The 21255-nt window shown below is 72.5% G+C and carries 22 protein-coding genes; 16 read left to right on the forward strand and 6 right to left on the reverse strand.

Annotated features, from left to right (window positions below):
- The first annotated feature begins 74 nt into the window (after nucleotides 1-74).
- On the forward strand, nucleotides 75-1427 hold the full coding sequence (glmM, locus tag V1633_RS18255; protein ID WP_331215541.1) for a phosphoglucosamine mutase: 1353 nt from the start codon (nucleotides 75-77) through the stop codon (nucleotides 1425-1427).
- Nucleotides 1428-1593: 166 nt separating this feature from the next.
- Here glmM and V1633_RS18260 read toward each other — a convergent pair whose 3' ends face one another.
- Entirely contained in the window at nucleotides 1594-2340 is a 747-nt protein-coding gene (locus tag V1633_RS18260) for an ABC transporter ATP-binding protein (RefSeq protein WP_331215542.1), read from the reverse strand.
- Between the two features lie 255 nt (nucleotides 2341-2595).
- Here V1633_RS18260 and V1633_RS18265 point away from each other — a divergent pair, with 255 nt between their 5' ends.
- Entirely contained in the window at nucleotides 2596-3201 is a 606-nt protein-coding gene (locus V1633_RS18265) for a PadR family transcriptional regulator (protein WP_331215543.1), read from the forward strand.
- A gap of 41 nt (nucleotides 3202-3242) precedes the next feature.
- On the opposite strand, the gene V1633_RS18270 is transcribed toward V1633_RS18265, so the two are convergent.
- Entirely contained in the window at nucleotides 3243-4424 is a 1182-nt protein-coding gene (locus V1633_RS18270; RefSeq protein WP_331215544.1) for a pyridoxal phosphate-dependent aminotransferase, read from the reverse strand.
- Nucleotides 4425-4433: 9 nt separating this feature from the next.
- Nucleotides 4434-5396 carry a hypothetical protein gene (locus tag V1633_RS18275; RefSeq protein ID WP_331215545.1) on the reverse strand — a complete coding sequence of 321 codons (963 nt, stop codon included), beginning with the start codon at nucleotides 5394-5396 and terminating at the stop codon, nucleotides 4434-4436.
- A gap of 245 nt (nucleotides 5397-5641) precedes the next feature.
- Between V1633_RS18275 and glmS the strand changes: the two genes are divergently transcribed.
- From glmS to V1633_RS18335, 12 genes are all read left to right on the forward strand, one after another.
- Nucleotides 5642-7558: a glutamine--fructose-6-phosphate transaminase (isomerizing) gene (glmS, locus tag V1633_RS18280; RefSeq protein WP_331215546.1), complete on the forward strand. Its 1917-nt coding sequence runs from the start codon at nucleotides 5642-5644 to the stop codon at nucleotides 7556-7558.
- A 41-nt stretch (nucleotides 7559-7599) separates the two neighbouring features.
- A complete protein-coding gene (locus V1633_RS18285; RefSeq protein WP_331215548.1) occupies nucleotides 7600-7968 on the forward strand; it encodes a holo-ACP synthase in 369 nt (122 codons plus the stop codon).
- A gap of 166 nt (nucleotides 7969-8134) precedes the next feature.
- Nucleotides 8135-9604, forward strand: coding sequence for an NAD(P)H-hydrate dehydratase (locus V1633_RS18290; protein WP_331215549.1), 1470 nt, complete (start codon nucleotides 8135-8137; stop codon nucleotides 9602-9604).
- A gap of 76 nt (nucleotides 9605-9680) precedes the next feature.
- Nucleotides 9681-10799, forward strand: a complete 1119-nt coding sequence (alr, locus tag V1633_RS18295) for an alanine racemase (protein ID WP_331215550.1) — start codon at nucleotides 9681-9683, stop codon at nucleotides 10797-10799.
- A gap of 101 nt (nucleotides 10800-10900) precedes the next feature.
- Nucleotides 10901-11986, forward strand: coding sequence for an alpha/beta fold hydrolase (locus tag V1633_RS18300; RefSeq protein WP_331215592.1), 1086 nt, complete (start codon nucleotides 10901-10903; stop codon nucleotides 11984-11986).
- Nucleotides 11979-12479: a tRNA (adenosine(37)-N6)-threonylcarbamoyltransferase complex ATPase subunit type 1 TsaE gene (gene tsaE, locus V1633_RS18305; protein ID WP_331215551.1), complete on the forward strand. Its 501-nt coding sequence runs from the start codon at nucleotides 11979-11981 to the stop codon at nucleotides 12477-12479. The genes V1633_RS18300 and tsaE overlap by 8 nt, the downstream gene beginning before the upstream one ends.
- A gap of 75 nt (nucleotides 12480-12554) precedes the next feature.
- The gene (gene ung / locus V1633_RS18310) at nucleotides 12555-13289 is read left to right on the forward strand and encodes a uracil-DNA glycosylase (RefSeq protein ID WP_331215552.1); all 735 of its coding nucleotides are present in this window, start codon (nucleotides 12555-12557) and stop codon (nucleotides 13287-13289) included.
- Between the two features lie 205 nt (nucleotides 13290-13494).
- Nucleotides 13495-14196 carry a tRNA (adenosine(37)-N6)-threonylcarbamoyltransferase complex dimerization subunit type 1 TsaB gene (gene tsaB, locus V1633_RS18315; RefSeq protein WP_331215553.1) on the forward strand — a complete coding sequence of 234 codons (702 nt, stop codon included), beginning with the start codon at nucleotides 13495-13497 and terminating at the stop codon, nucleotides 14194-14196.
- Nucleotides 14197-14207: 11 nt separating this feature from the next.
- Nucleotides 14208-14684, forward strand: coding sequence for a ribosomal protein S18-alanine N-acetyltransferase (gene rimI, locus V1633_RS18320; RefSeq protein WP_331215554.1), 477 nt, complete (start codon nucleotides 14208-14210; stop codon nucleotides 14682-14684).
- Nucleotides 14677-15723: a tRNA (adenosine(37)-N6)-threonylcarbamoyltransferase complex transferase subunit TsaD gene (gene tsaD / locus V1633_RS18325; protein ID WP_331215555.1), complete on the forward strand. Its 1047-nt coding sequence runs from the start codon at nucleotides 14677-14679 to the stop codon at nucleotides 15721-15723. The genes rimI and tsaD overlap by 8 nt, the downstream gene beginning before the upstream one ends.
- A 43-nt stretch (nucleotides 15724-15766) precedes the next feature.
- Complete coding sequence (locus tag V1633_RS18330) at nucleotides 15767-16021, forward strand: hypothetical protein (RefSeq protein ID WP_331215593.1); 255 nt, start codon at nucleotides 15767-15769, stop codon at nucleotides 16019-16021.
- A gap of 162 nt (nucleotides 16022-16183) precedes the next feature.
- Nucleotides 16184-16810, forward strand: coding sequence for a Dps family protein (locus V1633_RS18335; RefSeq protein ID WP_331215556.1), 627 nt, complete (start codon nucleotides 16184-16186; stop codon nucleotides 16808-16810).
- 30 nt (nucleotides 16811-16840) lie between these two features.
- Here V1633_RS18335 and V1633_RS18340 read toward each other — a convergent pair whose 3' ends face one another.
- Entirely contained in the window at nucleotides 16841-17341 is a 501-nt protein-coding gene (locus tag V1633_RS18340) for an anthrone oxygenase family protein (protein ID WP_331215557.1), read from the reverse strand.
- Between the two features lie 134 nt (nucleotides 17342-17475).
- On the opposite strand from V1633_RS18340, the gene V1633_RS18345 reads away from it, so the two are divergent.
- Entirely contained in the window at nucleotides 17476-18435 is a 960-nt protein-coding gene (locus tag V1633_RS18345) for an AraC family transcriptional regulator (RefSeq protein WP_331215558.1), read from the forward strand.
- Nucleotides 18436-18459: 24 nt separating this feature from the next.
- On the opposite strand, the gene V1633_RS18350 is transcribed toward V1633_RS18345, so the two are convergent.
- Nucleotides 18460-19440 (reverse strand): helix-turn-helix transcriptional regulator, encoded by a 981-nt coding sequence (locus V1633_RS18350; protein WP_331215559.1) that lies wholly within the window; start codon nucleotides 19438-19440, stop codon nucleotides 18460-18462.
- A 113-nt stretch (nucleotides 19441-19553) separates the two neighbouring features.
- Here V1633_RS18350 and V1633_RS18355 point away from each other — a divergent pair, with 113 nt between their 5' ends.
- Complete coding sequence (locus V1633_RS18355) at nucleotides 19554-19955, forward strand: RidA family protein (protein WP_331215560.1); 402 nt, start codon at nucleotides 19554-19556, stop codon at nucleotides 19953-19955.
- Nucleotides 19956-20015: 60 nt separating this feature from the next.
- On the opposite strand, the gene V1633_RS18360 is transcribed toward V1633_RS18355, so the two are convergent.
- Nucleotides 20016-21212, reverse strand: a complete 1197-nt coding sequence (locus V1633_RS18360; RefSeq protein WP_331215561.1) for a DUF418 domain-containing protein — start codon at nucleotides 21210-21212, stop codon at nucleotides 20016-20018.
- Nucleotides 21213-21255: the final 43 nt, after the last annotated feature.

Below are 21255 nucleotides of genomic sequence, written 5' to 3' on the forward strand. Positions count from 1 at the left end.
CCTGCGGTGGCGGTACCGGCCGTTCCGGCTTTCCGGGTCTTTTCATCGGGTGCGCTCTGACGGAGGTTTCGCGCATGGGGCGGCTGTTCGGCACTGACGGCGTACGTGGACGCGCGAACGCGGACCTGACTCCCGAGCTGGCGCTCGCGGTGGCGGTCGCCGCCGCGCACACCCTCGCCGAGTCCGATCGCAGTCATCCGCCGCTCGCGGTGGTGGGCCGGGACACCCGGGCCAGTGGCGAGATGTTGGAGGCGGCGGTGGTCGCGGGGCTGACCAGCGCGGGCGCCAACGTGGTACGAGTCGGTGTGCTGCCGACCCCCGGGGTGGCCTTCCTGGTCAGCGAGGCCAAGGCGGACTTCGGGGTGATGCTCTCCGCCTCGCACAACCCGATGCCGGACAACGGGATCAAGCTCTTCGCCGCCGGTGGGCACAAGCTCCCCGACGAGATCGAACTCCGGATCGAGGCCGCCGTCGAGGCGAACGACACGGCCGGCTGGACCCGCCCGACCGGGGCCGGCATCGGCCGGGTCCACGACCTGCTGGACGGTGCCGAGCACTACGTACAGCACCTGGTCGGGACGGTGCCGCACCGCCTCGACGGGCTGAAGATCGTCGTCGACTGCGCGAACGGCGCCGCCTCGGAGGTCGCGCCGGTCGCGTACCGGGAGGCCGGCGCCGAGGTGATCGCGATCCACGCGGAGCCGGACGGTCTCAACATCAACGACGACTGCGGCTCGAACCACCTCGACGCGCTCCGGGCCGCGGTGCTGGAGCACGGGGCGGACCTCGGGGTCGCGCACGACGGCGACGCGGACCGGTGTGTCGCGATCAGCGCCGACGGCGTGGAGGTCGACGGCGACCAGATCATGGCCATCCTCGCCCTCGCCATGCGGGAGGCCGGCACGCTGACCCAGGACACCCTGGTCGCGACCGTGATGAGCAACCTCGGCCTCCGCCTGGCCATGTCCGCCGCCGGCATCCGGCTGGTCGAGACCAAGGTCGGTGACCGGTACGTGCTGGAGGAGCTCCGGGCGTCCGGGCTGGCGCTCGGCGGCGAGCAGAGCGGGCACCTGGTGATGCCCGCGTACGCCACCACCGGCGACGGGATCCTGACCGGCCTGCACCTGATGTCCCGGGTGGCGGCGACCGGCCGCTCACTGGCCGAGTTGGCGTCGGTGGTGACGAAGCTGCCCCAGGTGCTGATCAACGTGCCGGTCGCGGACCGGACGGTCGGCGCCGGGGCACAGGGCGTACTCGACGTGGTCGGGCAGGCCGAGGCGGAACTCGGCGAGACCGGTCGGGTGCTGCTCCGCCCCTCCGGCACCGAACCGCTGGTCCGGGTGATGGTCGAGGCACTGACCCTGGAACTGGCCCAGGCCGTGGCGGAGCGGATCGCCGCCGAGGTCCGGATCGCCAGCCCGGTCTGACCGCTCGCCAACCCGGTTCCGGCTGCTTGCCGGTCCGGCTGTGACCGCTCGCCAACCCGGTTCCGGCTGCTCGCCGGTCCGGCTGTGACCCCTCGCCATTCTGGTGCTGACTGCGTGAGTCCGGCTGTGACCGCTCGGCCAGCCCGGGCTCTGACCCCCCGAGCGGTCAGAGCCGGAGCTGGGTGGCCCGGTGCAGGGTCTCGGCGGGGTCGTCGGCGTCACCGGTGAGGTCGAGTTCCTCCGCGATCCGTCCGTCGCGCAGCCGTACCAGGCGGTCGCACCGGGCCGCCACGTGCTGTTCGTGGGTGGCGAGCACGACGGTCATGCCCCGCTCGTCGTGCAGGCGGAGCAGCAGGTCGATGATCTCCGTGCCGGTGGTCGAGTCGAGGTTGCCGGTGGGCTCGTCGGCCAGCACCAGTGCCGGCCCGCCGATCAGGGCCCGGGCCACCGCCACCCGCTGCTGCTGGCCGCCGGAGAGCTGGGCCGGCAGTGCCCGCTCCCGGTCGGCCAGGCCGACGGCGTCGAGCAGTTCCCGGGCCCGGGCCGTCCGGTCGAATCCGACCCGGTACGGCAGCACCGGCGCCATCACGTTGTCCAGCGCGGTGAGTGCCGGCAGCAGGTGGTAGCGCTGGAACACGAAACCGACCGTCCGGCGGTACCCGGCGAGGGCCCGCCGCGACAGCCGGGTGATCTGCTCACCGCCGACCTCGACGGTGCCCGCGTCCACCGGCTCGATCGCGCCGATCAGGTGCAGCAGGGTGGACTTGCCGGAGCCGCTCGGGCCGGTCAGCGCCACCACCGATCCGGCCGAGACGTCGAGGGACAGGTCGTCCACGGCGGTCAACGGCGTCTGTCCGGTGGGGAAGCGTTTGGTGACTCCGGTGAGAGTCACCCGTACCCCGTCGTTCGACATGGTCACTCCTCGGCCAGGCGTCGAACCACCGGTGTACGGCTTCCCTTCGGGCGGACCAGAATGTCGTACGCGGCCGGGGTCCTGTGGTTCCGGCCGTTGTCGCCAGACGAGTCGAAGCATCAGGTGTCTCCCCGATCGTGTGAGGACACTCTGCGCCATACATTGTGACAATGCAACACCCCGGGGTCGGGAGCTGATCCGTGCCGTGGTCCACGGACCGGGTCCGACCGGTGACGATCGGAGGACGGAGGAGACGTGGCCATCCAGCACGCGGTGCTCGCACTGCTCGCCGAGGGACCCAGCTACGGCTACGAGCTGAAGAACGCGTTCGAGACGGCGGTCGGTCCACAGTGGGGGCCGCTGAACATCGGTCACCTCTACCAGATCCTCGACCGGCTCTCCCGGGACGATCTGGTGCGTGCGGAGCGGCAGGCGCAGCCGGTCCGGCCGGACCGGGTGGTCTACGAGATCACTCCGGCCGGTCGGGCCGAGCTGGACCGCTGGCTGGCCGAGCCGAGCCCGCGCAGCGGAGGATTCCGCGACGACTTCTTCCTGAAGATCACCGCCGCCGTCCGGTCCGGCTCGGCCGAGGTGCTGCGGGCGGTGCTCGCCAACCAGCGCGGTTACCTGCTGCGTGAGCTGCGCAACCTCGGCACGCTGCGCCGGGAGGCCGCGGATCCGGTCGTCGGCCTGCTGCTCTCCGCCGCCGGCCGGCACGTCGAGGCGGATCTGGCCTTCCTCGACGACGCCGAGGCCGCGCTGCTCGACGGCGCGGGGATCCGCGCGGCGGCCCGCCCGGCGAGCGGGACGGTCAGCGACGCGACCGCCCGGAACCGTCCCGGCCTCGCCGACAGCGCCTGAGTCGACCGGTCAGCCGGCTGCGGTACCCAGGGCTGTGGTGGTCACAGCCCACGTAGTCGGGAGACGGCCTCGGTGAGCACCTCGGGGCGCTTGCAGAAGGCGAACCGGACCAGTCGTCGGCCGGCCTCGGTACGGTCGTAGAAGACCTGCGTCGGCACCGCCACCACGCCGCACCGCTCCGGCAGCCGGCGGCAGAACTCCACCCCGTCCTGCCCGCCGAGCGGGCTGATGTCGGCGGTGACGAAGTACGTGCCCTGTGGCGTCAGCACCCCGAACCCGGCGTCGGCCAGGCCGGCGCTCAGCAGGTCCCGGCGTACCTGGAGGTCGGCCCGGAACCCGTCGTAGTAGCTGTCCGGCAGGGCGAGCGCGACCGCGACCGCCGGTTGCAACGGCGCACCGTTGACAAAGGTGAGGAACTGCTTGACCCGCAGTGTCGCGGCGACCAGCGCCGCCGGCCCGCTGGCCCAGCCGATCTTCCAGCCGGTACAGGAGAACGTCTTGCCGGCCGACGAGATCCGCAGCGTCCGCGCCCGCATGCCGGGCAGCCCGGCGAGCGGGAGGTGCGGGCCACCGGCGTCGGTGAAGACGAGGTGCTCGTAGACCTCGTCGGTGACCGCATAGGCGTCGTACTCCTGGCACAGTTCGGCGATCAGGGCCAGTTCGTCGGCGTCGAAGACCTTGCCGGTCGGGTTGTGCGGAGAGTTGAGCAGCACCAGCCGGGTACGCGGCCCGAACGCGGCCCGCAGTTCGGCCGGGTCGAAGGCGTACCGGCCGTCGGCGCCCGGACGCAGCGTCACCGGCCGGCGGACCGCGCCGGCCAGCGCGATCGACGCCGCGTACGAGTCGTAGTACGGCTCGAAGCAGACCACCTCGTCGCCGGGCTCGGCCAGACCGAGGATGGCGGCGGCGACCGCCTCGGTCGCTCCGGCGGTGACCAGCACCTCGCCGTCCGGGTCGTAGTCCAGACCCCAGAACCGGCGCTGGTGGTCGGCGATCGCGGTACGCAACACGGGGATGCCCGGCCCCGGTGGGTACTGGTTCTGCCCGCCGCGCAGCGCGTCGACCGCCGCGGCCAGCATCTCGGCCGGGCCGTCCGTGTCCGGGAAGCCCTGGCCGAGATTGACCGCACCGGTACGCACCGCCAGCGCCGACATCTCGGCGAAGATGGTGGTGCCGAACGGGCGCATCCGGCGCACCAGGGGATCGGAATCCGTCGTGGTCACCCCGTCACCCTAGGCCGTGGCACCGTTCTGGTCGACGATGCTGTAGCTGTAGGTGCTGACCTGGCTGCCCTGCTCCAAGCCGTCCTGCACACCCTTCATCAGCCCGAACGGCGCCCAGCAGGCGAGGCCGCAGGCGGCGAGGATCAACACCACGCCGATCACCACGATGGTGATGATCAGGCCCTTGTTGCTCTTCTTCGGCGCGGCCGGCGGGAACGTTCCGGGTGCGCCCGGGTAGCCGGGGGTGCCCGGGTACTGCTGCTGGGGGTACTGGCCGGGGCCGGGCGGGCCGGACTGCGGGGCGTACTGGCCGGGGCCGGGCGGGCCGGACTGCGGGGCGTACTGGCCGGGGCCGGGCGGGCCGGACTGCGGCGGGTAGACCCCGTAGCCGGAGTCCTGGTTCGGGACACCGCTGGAGGGGTATGGCGGTGCCGGAGGGCTGGACTGCGGGTACGTCGCCGGGGGACCGGACTGCGGGTACGTGGCGGCGGGGTCCTGGCCGGGCTGCGGGTATCCGCCCTGCTGCGGTGGTGCCGGATATCCGCCCTGCTGGGGGTATCCGCCCTGCTGCGGCGGCTGGGGGTAGCCGGCCTGCTGGGGTGCCTGCGGGTAACCGGTGGTCGGCGGCGCGTACGGGTTCGGCTGGGCGGTCTGCGCGTAGGGGTTGGCCTGCCCACCCTGGCCGTACGTGGTCGGCTGTGCCGGCTGCCCGTAGCTCGGCTGCGGCGGGGAGAACTTCGCGGTCGGCTGGTTCTCCTCGTCGGCGGGAGCCGGCGGTGGGGCGAACTTCGCGGTCGGCGCGCTCAGGTCGTCGACCGGGCCCGGCTGCGGCGGCGGACTGAACTTCGCCGTCGGCTGGTGCTCCTCGTCGTCCTGGCCCGGCTGGGGCGGGGTGAACCGCGTGGTCGGCGGTTCCGGAGCCGACGACGGGTCATACGGGTTGTACGAGGAGGGGGGCGGAGAGTCGGTCATCGGGTCTGGCTCCAGGTGCGGACAGCAGGGGTGGGCGGAGGTGGTGCCGAGGGGATGACGTGCCGATGCGCCAGTCACGGTACCCCGTCCCCGCTGCGCCCGATGTACCGGTGAAGGCCGTACCCGCCGCTCCGCTCGGTGCTCGTCCGGTTGATCCCGGGCAGCGCGGTAACGAGCAGGCAGGGTGATCGAACAGGCGCTTTTCGCGCACACCAGATGAGCGAATCTAGGTTAGGCTGCGGGCCATGTGTGGAATCGTGGGGTACGCCGGTGCCAGGCCGGCGCTGGGCATCGTGCTGGACGGGCTGCGGCGGCTGGAGTACCGCGGCTACGACTCGGCCGGGGTGGCGGTCGTCTGTGACGACGAACTGCTGACCGAGAAGAAGGCCGGCAAGCTGGCCAACCTGGAGAAGGCTCTGGCCGAGCGGTCAGCGGCGGACCCCGACTCGGCCGGGTCGTCCCCGGCGCTCGGCATCGCCGCCGGGACCACCGGGATCGGCCACACCCGCTGGGCCACCCACGGCGGGCCCACCGACCGCAACGCCCACCCGCACCGCGCCCACGGCGGCCGGGTGGCGGTGATCCACAACGGCATCATCGAGAACTTCGCGAAGCTCCGCGCCGACCTGGAGGACGAGGGCGTCGAGTTCGTCAGCGACACCGACACCGAGTGCGCCGCACACCTGCTCGCCGGCGAGCTGGCCCGGCTGCGTGCCGCCGGTGAGCCGGAGGGGCCGGGGCTGCTGGCGACCGCGATGCGGCAGGTCTGCCAGCGGCTGGAGGGAGCCTTCACCCTGCTCGCCGTCGACGCCGACATCCCCGGCGCGGTGGTCGGCGCCCGGCGCAACTCGCCGCTGGTGGTCGGCCGTGGGGCCGGGGAGAACTACCTGGCCAGCGACGTCTCGGCGTTCATCGAGCACACCCGGGAGGCGGTCGAGCTCGGTCAGGACCAGGTCGTCCTGATCACCGCCGACGACATCGAGATCACCGACTTCGCCGGTCGGCCGGCGACCGGCAAGGACTTCCACATCGACTGGGACGCCTCCGCCGCCGAGAAGGGTGGCTACGACTACTTCATGCTCAAGGAGATCGCCGAGCAGCCGCAGGCGGTCGCCGACACCCTGCTGGGCCGGCTCACCGAGACCGGCGAGATCGCCCTCGACGAGGTCCGGCTGACCGACCAGGACCTGCGCGACGTCGACAAGATCTTCATCGTCGCCTGCGGCACCTCCTTCCACGCCGGGATGGTGGCGAAGTACGCCATCGAGCACTGGACCCGGATTCCCTGCGAGGTCGAGCTGGCCAGCGAGTTCCGCTACCGCGACCCGGTGCTGGACCGCTCCACGCTGGTGGTGGCGATCTCCCAGTCCGGCGAGACGATGGACACCCTGATGGCGCTGCGGCACGCCAAGGAGCAGAAGGCCCGGGTGCTGGCGATCTGCAACACCAACGGCTCCACCATTCCGCGCGAGTCCGACGCGGTGCTCTACACCCACGGTGGCCCGGAGATCGCGGTCGCCTCGACCAAGGCGTTCCTCACCCAGGTGGTGGCCTGCTACCTGATCGGGCTGCACCTGGCCCAGGTGCGCGGCATCAAGTACGCCGACGAGGTCGCCGCCGTGGTGGCCCAGTTGCAGGAGATGCCGGACAAGCTGCGCCAGCTGCTCGACGGCATCGAGCCGGTACGTGAGCTGGCCCGGGAGCTCAAGGGGGCGCCGCAGGTGCTCTTCATCGGCCGGCACGTCGGCTTCCCGGTCGCCCTGGAGGGGGCGCTGAAGCTCAAGGAGCTGGCCTACATGCACGCCGAGGGGTTCGCGGCCGGCGAGCTGAAGCACGGGCCGATCTCGCTGATCGACGAGGGGACCCCGGTGATCTGCATCGTGCCGTCCCCGGCCGGCCGGGGCGTACTGCACGACAAGATCGTCTCCAACATCCAGGAGATCCGGGCCCGGGGCGCCCGGACCATCGTGATCGCCGAGGAGGGCGACAGCGCGGTGCTGCCGTACGCCGACGACCTGATCTACGTGCCGAGGACCCCGACGCTGCTCGCCCCGCTGGTCACCACCGTGCCGTTGCAGGTGCTCGCCTGCGAGATCGCCGCCGCCCGGGGACACGACGTGGACCAGCCCCGGAACCTGGCGAAGTCGGTCACCGTGGAGTAGGTCGATCGTGCCCGGCGGCGGGCGCCGGTAGGGTGAAGCGCGTGATCGTCGCAGTCGGCATCGACGTTGTTCTGGTCGACCGGTTCGCCCGGGCACTGGCCCGGACCCCGCTGCTGGCCGATCGGCTCTTCACCGAGGCGGAGCGGGCCACTGTCTCGGGCAATCCCCGCTCTCCCGAGTCGCTCGCCGCCCGGTTCGCCGCCAAGGAGGCGGTGGCCAAGGCGCTCGGCGCCCCGGTCGGGCTGCGCTGGCACGACTGCGAGGTGGTCTCCGACCCGGACGGTCGGCCGTGGTTGACCGTTTCCGGTACGGTCGCCGCCGCCGCCGCGGAACTCGGGGTGCAACGTTGGCACCTGTCGTTGTCGCACGACGGCGGGATCGCCTCGGCGATGGTGGTCGCGGAGCGGTGACCGGCCGGACGGTGCCGACGGGGCGGGTGGCGGGTGCCGCCAGGCCGGGCGGTGCCGCCGGGAGCTGCGGGTGCCCGGGTCGGGCGGCGGGTGACGGGTCGGGCGGTGCCGCCGGACGGTGGGTGCCGGACCGGGCACGGTTGACGGTGGAGAGCGGGGGACGCCGATGAGATCCGCCTGGCGGGTGGCCGACGTACGGACCGCGGAGCAGGCCCTGATGGCCACGCTGCCGCCGGGCACGCTGATGCGGCGGGCCGCCGGTGGGCTCGCCGGGCACTGCGCCCGGCTGCTCGCCGAGCGCGGCGGGGCGTACGGCGCACGGGTGTTGCTGCTGGTCGGCTCCGGTGACAACGGCGGCGACACCCTCTACGCCGGTGCCCGGTTGGCCGGTCGGGGCGCCCTGGTCGTCGCCGTCCTGCTGCGCCCCGAACGGGTCCACGAGGGCGGACTGGCCGCGTACCGGGCCGCCGGTGGGCGGATCGTGGAGCGGCTGCCGGACCGGGCCGACCTGGTGCTCGACGGGATCGTCGGAATCGGCGGCACCGGCGGGCTGCGTGCGCCGGCCGCCCAACTGGTGGCCGGGCTGCCCGCCCTGCGCGGGCGGGACGGGGAACGGGCCACCGTGGTGGCGGTCGACGTACCGAGCGGGGTGGCGGTCGACACCGGCGACGTACCGCAGCCCTCGGACCTGCCGACCGCGGTGACCGCCGACGTCACCGTCACGTTCGGCTGCCTCAAGCCCGCCCTGGTGGTGGGTCCGGCCGCCGTCCACGCCGGCCGGGTCGAACTGGTCGACATCGGGCTCGGGCCGTGGTTGCGGGGTGATCCGGCGGTGCGGGTCACCGAGTGGTCCGACGTGGTCGACTGGTGGCCCCGGGTCGGGCCGGAGGCGGAGAAGTACAGCCGGGGCGTGGTCGGACTGGCCACCGGGTCGCGGACGTACCCGGGGGCGGCGGTGCTCTCGGTCGGCGGCGCGCTCGCCGGACCGACCGGCATGGTCAGGTACGCCGGCGGCGCCCGCGACGAGGTGCTCCGGCACCATCCGTCGGTGGTCGCCACCGAGCGGGTCGGCGAGGCCGGCCGGGTGCAGGCCTGGGTCTGCGGATCCGGGCTGGGCACCGACTCCGACGCCGCCACCGAGCTGCGTTCCGTGCTCGCCGCCCAGGTGCCGGCGGTGCTGGACGCCGACGCGCTGACCCTGATGGTCGACGGTTCGATGGCGGACTGGCTGCGGCAGCGCAAGGCGCCGATCGTGGTGACCCCGCACGACCGGGAGTACGCCCGGCTCTGCGGCGAGGCGCCGGGTGCGGACCGGGTGGAGGCGGCGCTGCGGCTGGCCAGCTGGATGAACGCGACGGTGCTGCTCAAGGGGGACCGGACGGTGGTCGCCGGCCCGGACGGGCGGGCGGCGGTGAACCCGACCGGCACCTCGGCGCTGGCCACCGGCGGCACCGGCGACGTACTGGCCGGGCTGCTCGGTTCGCTGCTCGCCGCCGGGCTGCCGGCGGACCGGGCGGCGCTCACCGCTGCGTACCTGCACGGGCTGGCCGGCCGGGAGGCGGCCCGGCTGGGCCCGGTGGCCGCCCCCGACGTGGTGGCCGGGCTGCGCCCGGTCGTCGCCCAGCTGCCCCGGTAGCCGGGCGGGTCGGCGGCGACCGGCGATTGTCGTCCACCCGGGGCCAAGTCGATCTACTGCCCAGTAGGCTGGGCGCATGTGGCAGGCCGAGGTACGCGTCGACTTGGACGCGATCCGCGACAACGTGACCCGGCTCAAGACCGGGACGAGTGCCGAGCTGATGGCCGTGGTCAAGGGCGACGGGTACGGCCACGGCATGCTCCCGGTCGCGCGGGCCGCGCTCGACGCCGGGGCGGACTGGCTCGGCGTCTGCACCCTCGACGAGGCGTTGACCCTGCGCCGGGAGGGGATCGCCGCTCCGGTGCTGGCCTGGCTGCTCGCCCCCGGGCTGCCGCTGCACGAGGGGGTCGTGGCCGGGGTGGACCTGGCCGCCGCGAGCGTGGGTCAGCTCGCCGAACTGGTGGCCGCCGGGCAGCGGGCCGGTCGGCCGACCCGGACCCACCTCAAGATCGACACCGGGCTGTCCCGGGGTGGCGCGACCATCGACGACTGGCCCGAGCTGCTGGACGCCGCGGCGAAGGCACAGGCCGACGGGATGATCGAGGTCGTCGGAGTGTGGAGCCACCTGGTGTACGCCGACTCGCCCGGGCACCCCACCATCGACCGGCAGCTCGCGGTCTTCACCGAGGGGCTGGCCATGGCCGAGCGGGCCGGGCTGCGTCCCCGGCACCGGCACCTGGCGAACTCGGCGGCCACGCTGACCCGGCCCGACACCCACTTCGACCTCGTCCGACCCGGTATCGCCCTGTACGGGCTGTCGCCGGTGCCGGGGGAGCGGTTCGGGCTGCGCCCGGCGATGACCGCCCGGGCCCGGGTCACCCTGACCAAACGGGTCCCGGCCGGCACCGGCGTCTCGTACGGGCACACGTACCTCACCGAGCGGGAGACGACGCTGGCGGTGGTACCGCTCGGCTACGCCGACGGGGTGCCCCGGCACGCCTCCAACATCGGCCCGGTCCAGCTCGCCGGCCGGACCCGTCGGATCGCCGGCCGGGTCTGCATGGACCAGTTCGTCCTGGAGGTCGGCGACGACCCGGTGGCACCGGGCGACGTGGCGACCCTGTTCGGCGACGGCACCGACGGCGGGCCGACCGCCGACGACTGGGCCGAGGCGGTCGGCACCATCAACTACGAGATCGTCACCCGGTTCGGCGGCGTCCGGGTGCCCCGGATCTACGACGGACGGCCGGCGTGAGCACCCGGCGTACGGCCGGTGGTAACGGCTCCCGGCGGCAGGTCGGCACGCTCATCCCCGCCCAGCGTCAGCCGACGAAGCGGTTCGCCGGCCGCACCGGGCTGCTCCGGGTCGCCGGGATCATCGGCGCGGCGGCGGGAGTCGCGGCGGCCGGGATCGCCGCCGGGGTCGCCGCCGAGCGGGCGGTGGTACGCCGCTCCAAGACCGCCCCCGGCGACCGGTACGCGGACGAGCCCTTCGGCGAGCTGCCGTACGACGAGTCGTGCCAGATCGAGACCGCGGACGGCACCGAGATCCACGTCGAGCTGCTCGGTCCGCCGCCCGGCCCGGGCCGGCCGACCCTGGTCTTCGTGCACGGGTTCTGCCTCGACATGGGGACCTTCCACTTCCAGCGCAGCGCCCTCACCGCGCGGGGCGAGGACCGGATGGTCTTCTACGACCAGCCGGGGCACGGCCGGTCCGGGCGGCTGGAGTCGGGTGAGTACCGTCTCGCCGCTCTAGGCGAGACGCTCCGGGCGGTGATCGACCGGACCGCGCCGACCGGGCCGATGGTGTTGATCGGGCACTCGATGGGCGGCATGACGATCATGGCGTTCGCCGAGCGGTACCCGGAGCTGTTCGGCGACCGGGTGATCGGCACCGTGCTGATGGCGACCTCCGGCGGCCTGGTCGCGGAGACCAAGTTCGGCCTGCCGGCGATCATCGCCCGGGCCGGGGCGCCGCTGCTGCCGGTGGTCGACAACGCCACCCGGCTCACCGGCACCGTGATCGACCGGGCCCGGCGCGCGTCGGCGAACCTCGCCTGGCTGCTCACCCGCAGGTACGGCTTCGGCACCCCGACGCCGAGCCCGGCCCTGGTCTCCTACGTCGAGCGGATGAACGCCCGGACCTCCACCGAGACGGTGGCCCGGTACCTGCGTACCCTCTATTCGCACGCCCGCTATCCGGCGCTGGCCGCGCTGCGGAACACGCCCACCCTGGTCATCGTCGGTGAGCGGGACATGATCACTCCGGTCACCCACTCCGAGGAGATCCTGCGCTGGCTGCCCGACGCCGAGTACGTCAAGGTGCCCGACAGCGGGCACGTGGTGATGCTCGAGCACGCCGACGAGGTGAACGAGGCGCTGCTGGACTTCCTCGACCGGTTGCCCGGACGAGCTACGGCGGAGGCGGATCGGGATGACTGACGCGGTGCGTGGTGCGGAACTGGTCCGCGAACTGCCCACGGTGACGGACACCCGGGAGTTCGGGCGGCACCTCGCCGGGCTGCTGGGCCCCGGTGACCTGCTGGTGCTCGTCGGCCCGCTCGGCGCCGGCAAGACCGCCCTGGTGCAGGGGATCGCCGCCGGGCTGGCGGTGCTCGGCGACGTGACGTCACCGACCTTCGTGATCGCCCGGGTGCACCGGCCGGACCGGTCCCGGGGCGGGCGGGTGACCCTGGTGCACGCCGACGCGTACCGGCTCGGGGACGCGGTGGACCCGCGCGCCGAGATCGACGACCTGGACCTGGACGCCTCGATGGACGAGGCGGTCACCGTGGTCGAGTGGGGCGAGGGCATGGTCGAGCAGTTGGCCGACGCACACCTGCGGGTCCGGCTCGACCGGCGGGACGACGACACCCGGGTGGTCGAACTGCTCCCGGTCGGCGGTGACTGGGCGGAGCGGCTCCGCTCGCTCTGAGACTCGCCTGTCCCGGTGTCGTACCGGGCTTCTAGAGTGCGGGGAACGTTCGTGTACCCGAGAGGCGAGCTTCCCATGACCCTGGACTCCCCGGCGGCTGATTCTCCGGCGACCCCTTCCCCGGCGACCCTGGACCTTCCGGCCCTGCTGCCCCCGGCCTGGCGTACGGCGTTGGCGCCGCACCTCGACCCGGCGGCCACCGCCGCGCTGAGCGAGTTCGTCGCCGGGGAGTACGCGACGGAGACGGTCTTCCCGCCGCTGGAGGACCTTTTCGCCGCGTACCGGCTCTGTGGTCCGGAGCAGACCCGGGTGCTGATCCTGGGTCAGGACCCGTACCACAAGGCCGGCCAGGCGCACGGGCTCAGCTTCAGCGTGCGGGACGGCGTCAGCGTCCCGCCGTCGCTGCGCAACGTGTACAAGGAACTCGCCGAGGACCTGGGGGTGCCGGTCTCCCGCAGCGGCAACCTGACCCGCTGGGCGAGCCAGGGGGTGCTGCTGCTCAACGCGGTGCTGACCGTGCGGCAGGCCAAGCCGGGCTCCCACGCCAACAAGGGCTGGGAGGAGTTCACCGACGCCACGATCCGGGCCCTCGACGCCCGGTCGGAGCGGGTGGTCTTCCTGCTCTGGGGCGGGTACGCCCGGAAGAAGGCCGCCCTGGTCACCAACCCCGCGCACGTGGTGCTGGAGGCCGGTCACCCGAGCCCGATGAACCCGCGTGGTTTCCTCGGCAGCCGTCCGTTCAGCGCCGCCAACAAGGCCCTCGCCGACGCCGGCCTGCCGACGATCGACTGGGACCTGACCAGCGCCTGAGTCACCCTGCCGTCCCCGAGCCGCGCGACCTCCGCCCGATCCCGGTGACCGTCGACCCGTCCAGACCGTGTGCGCGGCCGGTCCGCCTGGGTGACGGTCACGGAGTCCCGTCGCTGGCGCGGCGCGCGGCGCGGTCAGCCGGGAGTGGGGGCAACCGGGGGCGGGTCCCGCGAGCGCGGCGCGGCAGCCCGGTTAGGGTGCGTATGTGCTCGTACTCGTGCTGGACTCGTCGACTCCGGCGGTGACCGCCGCGCTGGCGGAGATCACCGCCGACGGTGTACTGCTCCGCGCCGAACGGAGCAGGGTCGACGCGAGGGCGCACGGCGAACTCCTCGCGCCGGAGGTGGCCGAGGTGCTCGCCGAGGTCGGCGCCCGGGCGGCCGACCTGGCCGCCGTGGTCGCCGGGGTCGGCCCCGGACCGTTCACCGGGCTGCGGGTCGGCCTGGTCACCGCGGCGAGCATGGGCCAGGTGCTGGACATCCCGACGTACGCGGTCGGCTCGCTCGACGCGATCGGCCACGCCGCCACCCATCCGCGCTCGGGTGCGGCACCCGAGGTCGGGCCGGTACTGGTCGCCACCGACGCCCGACGCCGCGAGATCTACTGGGCGGTCTACGACCTGACCGGGGAGCGGCTGGTCGGCCCGGCCGTCGACACCCCCGCCGTGGTCGCCCAACGCGCCGCTGAGCTGGGCGTCCGGGTCGCGGTCGGCGAGGGGGCCCACCGGTACGCCGACGTGCTCGGCCTGCCACCCCGGGCCGGGCTGGACCACCCGTCGGCGTACGCCCTGGCGGAGCTGGCGGCGGAGCGGGTCCGGTCCGGTGCGCCCGGCGACCGGCTCACCCCGCTCTACCTGCGCCGACCGGACGCCGTGGCGGCCGCCGGCCGCAAGCCGGTCCTGCGGTAGGGGACCCGTCCGTGACCAGGTTGAGCCGGTTCCGCTGGTGGCACATCACCGAGGCGCTGCCGATCGAGGACGACCTGTTCGGTGCCGAGCGCTGGTCACCGGCGATGTTCTGGAACGAGTTGGCGAACGGGCACTACTACGTGGCGGCGCTGGACGGCGCCGACGCGCTGACCGGGTACGCCGGACTCGCGGTCGCCCCGCCGGACGAGGCCTGGGTGCAGAACGTGGCGGTACGCCGGGACGCCCAGCGCGGCGGCATCGGCCGGATGATGCTGGTCGACCTGCTGGCCGAGGCGACCCGACGCGGCGTACGCCGGGTGCTGCTGGAGGTGGCGGTGGACAACGCCCCGGCCCAGCGGCTCTACGCGACGTACGGCTTCGAGCCGGTCGGGATCCGGCGCGGCTACTACCAACCGAGCAACACCGACGCCCTGGTCATGCAGGCAGAGCTGGACCGGGCCGGACTGGAACAGGCGAACCATGGCTGACGAACCACTGATCCTCGGGATCGAGACCTCCTGCGACGAGACCGGTGTCGGCGTCGTACGCGGGCACACCCTGCTCGCCGACGCGCTCGCGTCCAGCGTGGAGGAGCACGCCCGGTTCGGCGGGGTGGTGCCCGAGGTGGCCAGCCGGGCCCACCTGGAGGCGATCGTGCCGACCATGCGGCGGGCGCTCGACGAGGCCGGGGTGACCCTGGCCGACATCGACGCGATCGCCGTCACCGCCGGTCCCGGCCTGGCCGGTGCGCTGCTGGTCGGGGTCGCCGCCGCGAAGGGGTACGCGCTCGCCGCCGAGAAACCGGTGTACGGCGTCAACCACCTGGCCGCGCACGTCGCCGTCGACACCCTGGAGCACGGCCCGCTGCCTGAGCCGGCGATCGCACTGCTGGTCTCCGGCGGGCACTCGTCGCTGTTGATGATCAACGACCTGGCGACCGGGGTGACACCGCTCGGCGCCACCATCGACGACGCGGCCGGCGAGGCGTTCGACAAGGTGGCCCGCCTGCTCGGGCTGCCGTTCCCGGGTGGGCCGCCGATCGACCGGGAGGCCCGGGCCGGTGCGGCGGACGCCATCGCCTTCCCGCGCGGCCTGACCGCCGCCCGCGACCTCGCCGCGCACCGCTTCGACTTCTCCTTCTCCGGGTTGAAGACGGCGGTCGCCCGCTGGGTCGAGGCGCGGGAGCGGGCCGGCGAACCGGTGCCGGTGCCGGACGTGGCCGCCTCGTTCCAGGAGGCGGTCTGCGACGTGCTGACCGCGAAGGCGATCGACGCCTGCCGTACCAACGGTGTCGAGACGCTGGTGCTCGGCGGCGGGGTCGCGGCGAACTCCCGGCTGCGCGCCATGGCCGAGGAACGGGCCGCGAAGTACGGCATCCGGGTGCGGGTACCCCGGCCGAAGCTCTGCACCGACAACGGCGCGATGGTGGCGGCACTCGGATCACACCTGGTCGCCGCCGGGGTGGCGCCGAGCCGGCTGGACCTGCCCGCCGATTCCGCGATGCCGTTGACGACCGTCAGCGTGTAGTGTTCCGGCGGCGCCGAGGGCGGCGGGAGGAGCGATGACCGACGTGATCGTACGGATGTGGGAAGCTCGGGCCGAGCGGTCCCGGGCCCCGGAGCTGGTCTCGTGGGTCTGCGACACCGCACTGCCCGAAGTGGAGCACAGCCCGCTGCACATCAACAGCGAGGTCTTCTCCTCCGCCGACGACCGGGTCGTGGTCATCTCCAAGTGGCGCAGTGATCCGTTGTCGCTGCCGGAGCCGCCGCTGCGACTCGTCGCCCGGCCGCCGCACTCCTGGGACTTCACCCAGGTCGACCGCTGACCCGACACACCGCTGCTCCCGGCGACCCTGACGGCGTCGCGGGGCGGCTCCGGCCGGCTCGTGGTTCCTGGCGGGTCGGGGCGTACGGGTCCTGTCACCGGGTATAGCGCTTGCCGGTCGAGGACTCCGACCCCGGAAAGCGACATCGGGAGGGAACCAGGGATGGTCAGCCCAAAGCATGCCGATCCGTTCCACGCGGCGGAAAAGAGCGACGGTCAGGTCCGGGACAGTCAACCGCTGTTCCACCAGTACGGCGCGGAGGTGCAGCGGTTCGGGGACGTACGCCTGTTCCCGATCGCCCTGGGCTACAACGCCAGGGTCGAGAGTTGCCAGCTGCTGAACCACATCCTGGCCGACACGATCATCCTCTACAACCTGTACAAGAAGCACCACTGGCTGGTCCGTGGGCACACGTTCTACCAGCTGCATCTGCTGCTCGACAAGCACGCCGACGAGCAGTTGAAACTGGTCGACCTGATGGCGGAACGGGTGCAGACCCTCGGCGGCGTCGCCGTCGCCGATCCCCGGCACGTGGCCGAGCTGACCACGATCCCGCGTCCGCCGAACGGGGCGGAGCAGGTGCCGGCGATGCTCTCCCGGCTCCTCGAAGCACACGAAATTCTGATCACGAAGGTCCGGGACGCGGTCGACAAGACCGCCGACAACCGCGACGACGGCACGAACGACATCCTGGTCAGCGACGTACTCCGGACCAACGAACTGCAGGTGTGGTTCATCGCGGAGCATCTGGTGGACGTACCGGCCGTGCGGATCGATCAGGACGGCTGACGGGGGGACCGTCGGCGCCCGGCCGCCGGCTCAGCCGCCGGTACGGCCGAACACGACCAGCGCCCAGGTGAGGCAACCGAACGCGGCCGTGTTGGCGAGCGCGCGTACGACGTTCCAGGTGACCCAGGTGGATTCGAAGTGCGCGCGTACGGCCGCCAGGTCGGTGATCGTGCCGGGGTCGCCGGCCGCCGCGAGCTGGTTGTTGAGTGGCACGTTGACGACGCCGGTGACGAAAAGCGTCACCAGGTACAGCACGAGTCCGCAGACGATCCAGGGTAGTGCCGGCCGGCCCTCGCCTTGCCAGGCGAGGAACGCCGACAGGGTGAGGAACCCCAGGGCGCCCAGGAAACTCAGCAGGAACCAGCCGTTGACGATGGTCACGTTGATCCGTTGCATGGCGTCGACGAAGGTACGGTCGTCGGCCCCTTTCAGGGCCGGCATCACCGCGTACGCGAACGCGGTGAAGAGTCCGGCCATCAGCCCGGTGCTGATGGCGGCGGCGATCAGCGAGACGTGCTGCGCGAGTCTCATCGGGAGACCATCCGGTCGGGCGCGGTAGCAGGACGGTGTGCCGCTCTCGGTCGTTTGCTCATGGGGACCAGTCAAGTGCGAGGGCGTGAGACGTCACATAGCTGAAGCGCGCGGTTCTGTGTTCAATCGTCTACGTGGACGCGGTTGCCAGTCTTCTCGACGGACCCCGGGCGCACGGCGCGTTCCTGCTCCGGTCGGTCCTCGCCCCTCCCTGGTCGATGCGGATCGAGGACCGGGCGCCGTTGACCCTGGTCGCGGCGGTCCGGGGTGACGCCTGGATCGTTCCCGACGGCGACGCGGCGGTCCGGCTCGGTCCCGGGGACGTGGCGGTGGTCCGTGGACCCGACCCGTACACCGTCGCCGACGATCCGGCGACGGTGCCGCAGGTTGTCGTCCGGCCGGGTCAGGTCTGCGTCACGCCGGACGGGCAGGAACTGCCCGACATGGTGGAACAGGGCGTACGTACCTGGGGCAACAGCCCGGACGGCCCGACGATGCTGCTCACCGGTACCTACACGATGCGGGGTGAGGTCAGTCAGCGACTGCTGGGCGCGTTGCCGCCGTTGCTCGTCGTCCCGGGCGACTCCTGGGACTCGCCACTGGTGCGGCTGCTCGCCACCGAGATCGTGAAGAACGAGCCCGGTCAGGAGGCGGTCCTCGACCGGCTGCTCGACCTGCTGCTGATCGCGGTGCTGCGCGAGTGGTTCGACCGGCCCGGCGCCGAGGCTCCGGCCTGGTACCGGGCGTACACCGACCCGGTCGTCGGGCCGGCGCTGCGGATGCTCCACAACAGCCCGGCCCAGCCCTGGACGGTGGCGAGCCTCGCCGCCCGGACCGGGGTCTCCCGGGCGGCCCTCGCCCGCCGGTTCACCGCGCTGGTCGGCGAGCCGCCGATGTCGTACCTCACCGGGTGGCGGCTGGCGCTCGCCGCCGACCTGCTCCGCGAGCCGGACGCCACCGTCGGCGCGGTCGCCCGCCAGGTCGGCTACGGCAGCTCCTTCGCACTGAGCACCGCGTTCAAGCGCAGCCGTGGCGTGAGCCCCCGGGAGTACCGGGTGCAGTCCCGCAGAGCGGCGTACGACGGACCTGAGTGAGGCGCTGACGAGCGTGCTGGTCCGTCAACCCGCAGGTGCTACCTGGTAGCGGGTGGCGATCGCGGCGGCGCGGTCGCGCAGGGCGGTGCGCAGCCACTGCGGGGCCAGGGCCTCCGCGTGGGTGGCGAGCTGCCACAGCACCCATTCGGCATGTTCTGCCTCGCTGAAGGTCACCTCCAGCCGCAGCCAGTCGTCCGTGTCGGGTTCTTCGGCGCGGACGGCAACCGCGGTGCGTACCAGTTCCTCCCGTCGCGCCGCGTCCACCCGTACCAGCACGGTGACCGGGTCGCCGCCGGCCAGCAACCGCGCGCAGCGTTCCCGCCAGGCCCGGTCCAGGTCGACCTGGGTTGGTCGCTCTGCCGGTTCGGAGAGTTCCTCGGCGGCCAACACCCGGGACAGCCGGTAGGTGCGGTCCGCGCCAGACCTCGTGGCCAGCAGATAGCCCCGGTCGCGCACGGTGACCATCCCGATCGGGTCCACTGTGCGCCACCGTGCTGCCTGGTCCATGGCCGCGTAGTGGATGCGCAGTTTGTGTCCGGCGAGCACCGCGCGTCGGACCTCGGCCACCACGCTGTCGCGAATCTCCTCGGTGACCAACCGTTGCGACAGCAGGTCGGTCTCGGGGTCGATGAGCAGTCGCTGGGCCGCGCTGGTCGCGATCTCTCGGTGGCTCTCGGGCAGTGCGTCCACCACCTTGCGCATGGCTGAAGCGAGCGCCGAGCCGAGGCCGAATGTCTGCTCGGCGCGGCGAGAGCCGACGATCAGCAGGGCAAGTGCCTCGTCGTGGTTCAGGCCGACGAGCTCGGTCTGGAAACCGGGCAACAACGCGAAACCGCCATGCCGCCCGCGTTCGGCGTAGACCGGAACGCCAGCCGCGGACAGTGCCTCGATGTCGCGCAACACGGTGCGGGTGGATACCTCAAGCTCGCGGGCCAGGGTGGCCGCGGACAGTCGACCGCGCTGGCGCAGCAGCAGTACCAGCGCGACCAACCGGTCAGCTCGCATGCGGGAACTATCGCAGAAATACACGACACAGGATGTCGTGATTTGGCTGCGAGGCTCAGCAACACGTGGGTCCGAGCCCGAGGTGTCCCACACTCTCGACGAATGGAACTGATGTGGCAGTGGAACGAACGGCAGTCAACCCGGTGACGTGGTCGGTGGAGATGGGTTTCAACCAGGGTGAGATCGTATCCGGGCACACCCGGACCCTGTACTGCTCCGGGCAGACCGCGATGAGTGGCGACGGCAAACCCCAGCATGCCGGTGACATGGCCGCGCAGGTGGCGCTGAGCCTCGACAACCTGGAGGCTGTGCTCGACGAGGCCGCCATGTCCCTCGCGAACCTCGTCCGGCTCAACGTCTACACCACCGACGTCGATCTGCTCATCCAGCACTACGGCGTGCTGGCGTCGCGGTTGGGTGCTGCCGGGGTGGCGCCGACCACCACGATGCTCGGGGTGGCACGGCTGGCGATCCCCGGCCAGATGGTCGAGCTCGAAGGGACCGCCGTCGCGTGATGTGACCTCGCCGCCCGCTCGGCCGTGCACAGCGGCGAGCGGGTCGGCGCGGGGGACGGGTCAGCCGGCGGAGGATGGTGAGGCCGGGATCTTCTCGTCCGCCGGGGGACCAGCGGTCGGGGCGACGAAGGCGGGACGACGGGCGTTGGTGAGCCAGCGCAGCACCCACTCGACCGGCCCGTACCGGAACCGGCGCAGCCAGAGCGCGCTGAGCGTCAACTGGACCGCGAACACGGCCAGCGCGAAGCCGAACAGCGCAAGCGGGGAGAGCCTGCCGGCGAACCCGAACCCGATGCCGGTGAACACGATCAGGCCGGCCACCGACTGTCCCAGATAGTTGGTGAGGGCCATCCGGCCGGCCGGGGCGAGCGCGGTCCGGACCGCCGAGGTACGCGGGTGGTGCATGATCCGCAGCAGTGTCGCCACGTACGCGGCGGCCAGCAGCGGTGCCGTCGCGACGCTCGCCGCGACCCCGAGGGTGTTGCCGTTGCCGCCGCTGGCCGTGTAGACGATCGCGCCGAGCAGTCCGACCGGGAAGCCGATCCACTGGATCCGGCGCAGCACCGGTTCGTCGCCGGTGACCCGGCCCAGCCACTGCCGACGTCCGGCGACCATGCCGAGCAGGAACAGGCCCAGCGCGGTCGGGCCCTGCAGGGTCACCGCCTGGAGGACCAGCAGCGGCAGGCCGGCGAAGTGCTCCCCGATGTTCGCCTCCCAGCCGCCGAGCAGCGCCTGGGTCGCCCGCTCGCCGTTGGCCAGGGCTTCGGCCTCACCGGGTACGAACGTCGAGCGGTCCACCAGGAACGCGCTGGCGAGCAGGCTGAGCAGTACGAGCGCGTAGAGGGCCAGTGCGATCCGGATCGCCGTACGGTCCGTCACCCTGCGGAGCAGGAGCAGGGCGAGACAGGCGACCGCGTACGTGGTGAGCACGTCGCCGCCGTAGATGAGGACGATGTGCAGGGCGCCGAGGACGAAGAGGCCACCGATCCGGCGGAGCATGCGTGGGGTGAAGGCCGCACCGGCCCGGCTCGCCGCCGCCATCTGGAGGGTGAAGCTGTATCCGAAGAGGAACGAGAACAGCACGTAGAACTTCATGTCGATGAAGACGGACGAGAACGCGCGTACGGCGTTGTCGAGCCCCGAGCCGAAGTCGGGGTCGGTCACCAGGTTCCCCGGATAGCCGGAGGCCATGAAGGTGACGTTGACGGCGAAGATCCCGAACAGCGCGAACCCGCGGATCGCGTCGACGTCGAGCACCCGTCGTATCGAACCTGATGGAGCTACCACACTCTGCGTAGTC

This window comes from Plantactinospora sonchi, assembly GCF_036422035.1.
Taxonomy (GTDB): Bacteria; Actinomycetota; Actinomycetes; order Mycobacteriales; family Micromonosporaceae; genus Plantactinospora; species Plantactinospora sonchi.

What these genes read in the sequence shown, in the direction of transcription:
- glmM (WP_331215541.1), top strand. Translation starts at nt 75, where the DNA reads ATGGGGCGGCTGTTCGGCACTGACGGCGTACGTGGACGCGCGAACGCG.
- V1633_RS18260 (WP_331215542.1), bottom strand. Translation starts at nt 2,340, where the DNA reads ATGTCGAACGACGGGGTACGGGTGACTCTCACCGGAGTCACCAAACGC.
- V1633_RS18275 (WP_331215545.1), bottom strand. Translation starts at nt 5,396, where the DNA reads ATGACCGACTCTCCGCCCCCCTCCTCGTACAACCCGTATGACCCGTCG.
- glmS (WP_331215546.1), top strand. Translation starts at nt 5,642, where the DNA reads ATGTGTGGAATCGTGGGGTACGCCGGTGCCAGGCCGGCGCTGGGCATC.
- V1633_RS18290 (WP_331215549.1), top strand. Translation starts at nt 8,135, where the DNA reads ATGAGATCCGCCTGGCGGGTGGCCGACGTACGGACCGCGGAGCAGGCC.
- alr (WP_331215550.1), top strand. Translation starts at nt 9,681, where the DNA reads ATGTGGCAGGCCGAGGTACGCGTCGACTTGGACGCGATCCGCGACAAC.
- tsaE (WP_331215551.1), top strand. Translation starts at nt 11,979, where the DNA reads ATGACTGACGCGGTGCGTGGTGCGGAACTGGTCCGCGAACTGCCCACG.
- ung (WP_331215552.1), top strand. Translation starts at nt 12,555, where the DNA reads ATGACCCTGGACTCCCCGGCGGCTGATTCTCCGGCGACCCCTTCCCCG.
- tsaD (WP_331215555.1), top strand. Translation starts at nt 14,677, where the DNA reads ATGGCTGACGAACCACTGATCCTCGGGATCGAGACCTCCTGCGACGAG.
- V1633_RS18335 (WP_331215556.1), top strand. Translation starts at nt 16,184, where the DNA reads ATGGTCAGCCCAAAGCATGCCGATCCGTTCCACGCGGCGGAAAAGAGC.
- V1633_RS18340 (WP_331215557.1), bottom strand. Translation starts at nt 17,341, where the DNA reads ATGAGACTCGCGCAGCACGTCTCGCTGATCGCCGCCGCCATCAGCACC.
- V1633_RS18350 (WP_331215559.1), bottom strand. Translation starts at nt 19,440, where the DNA reads ATGCGAGCTGACCGGTTGGTCGCGCTGGTACTGCTGCTGCGCCAGCGC.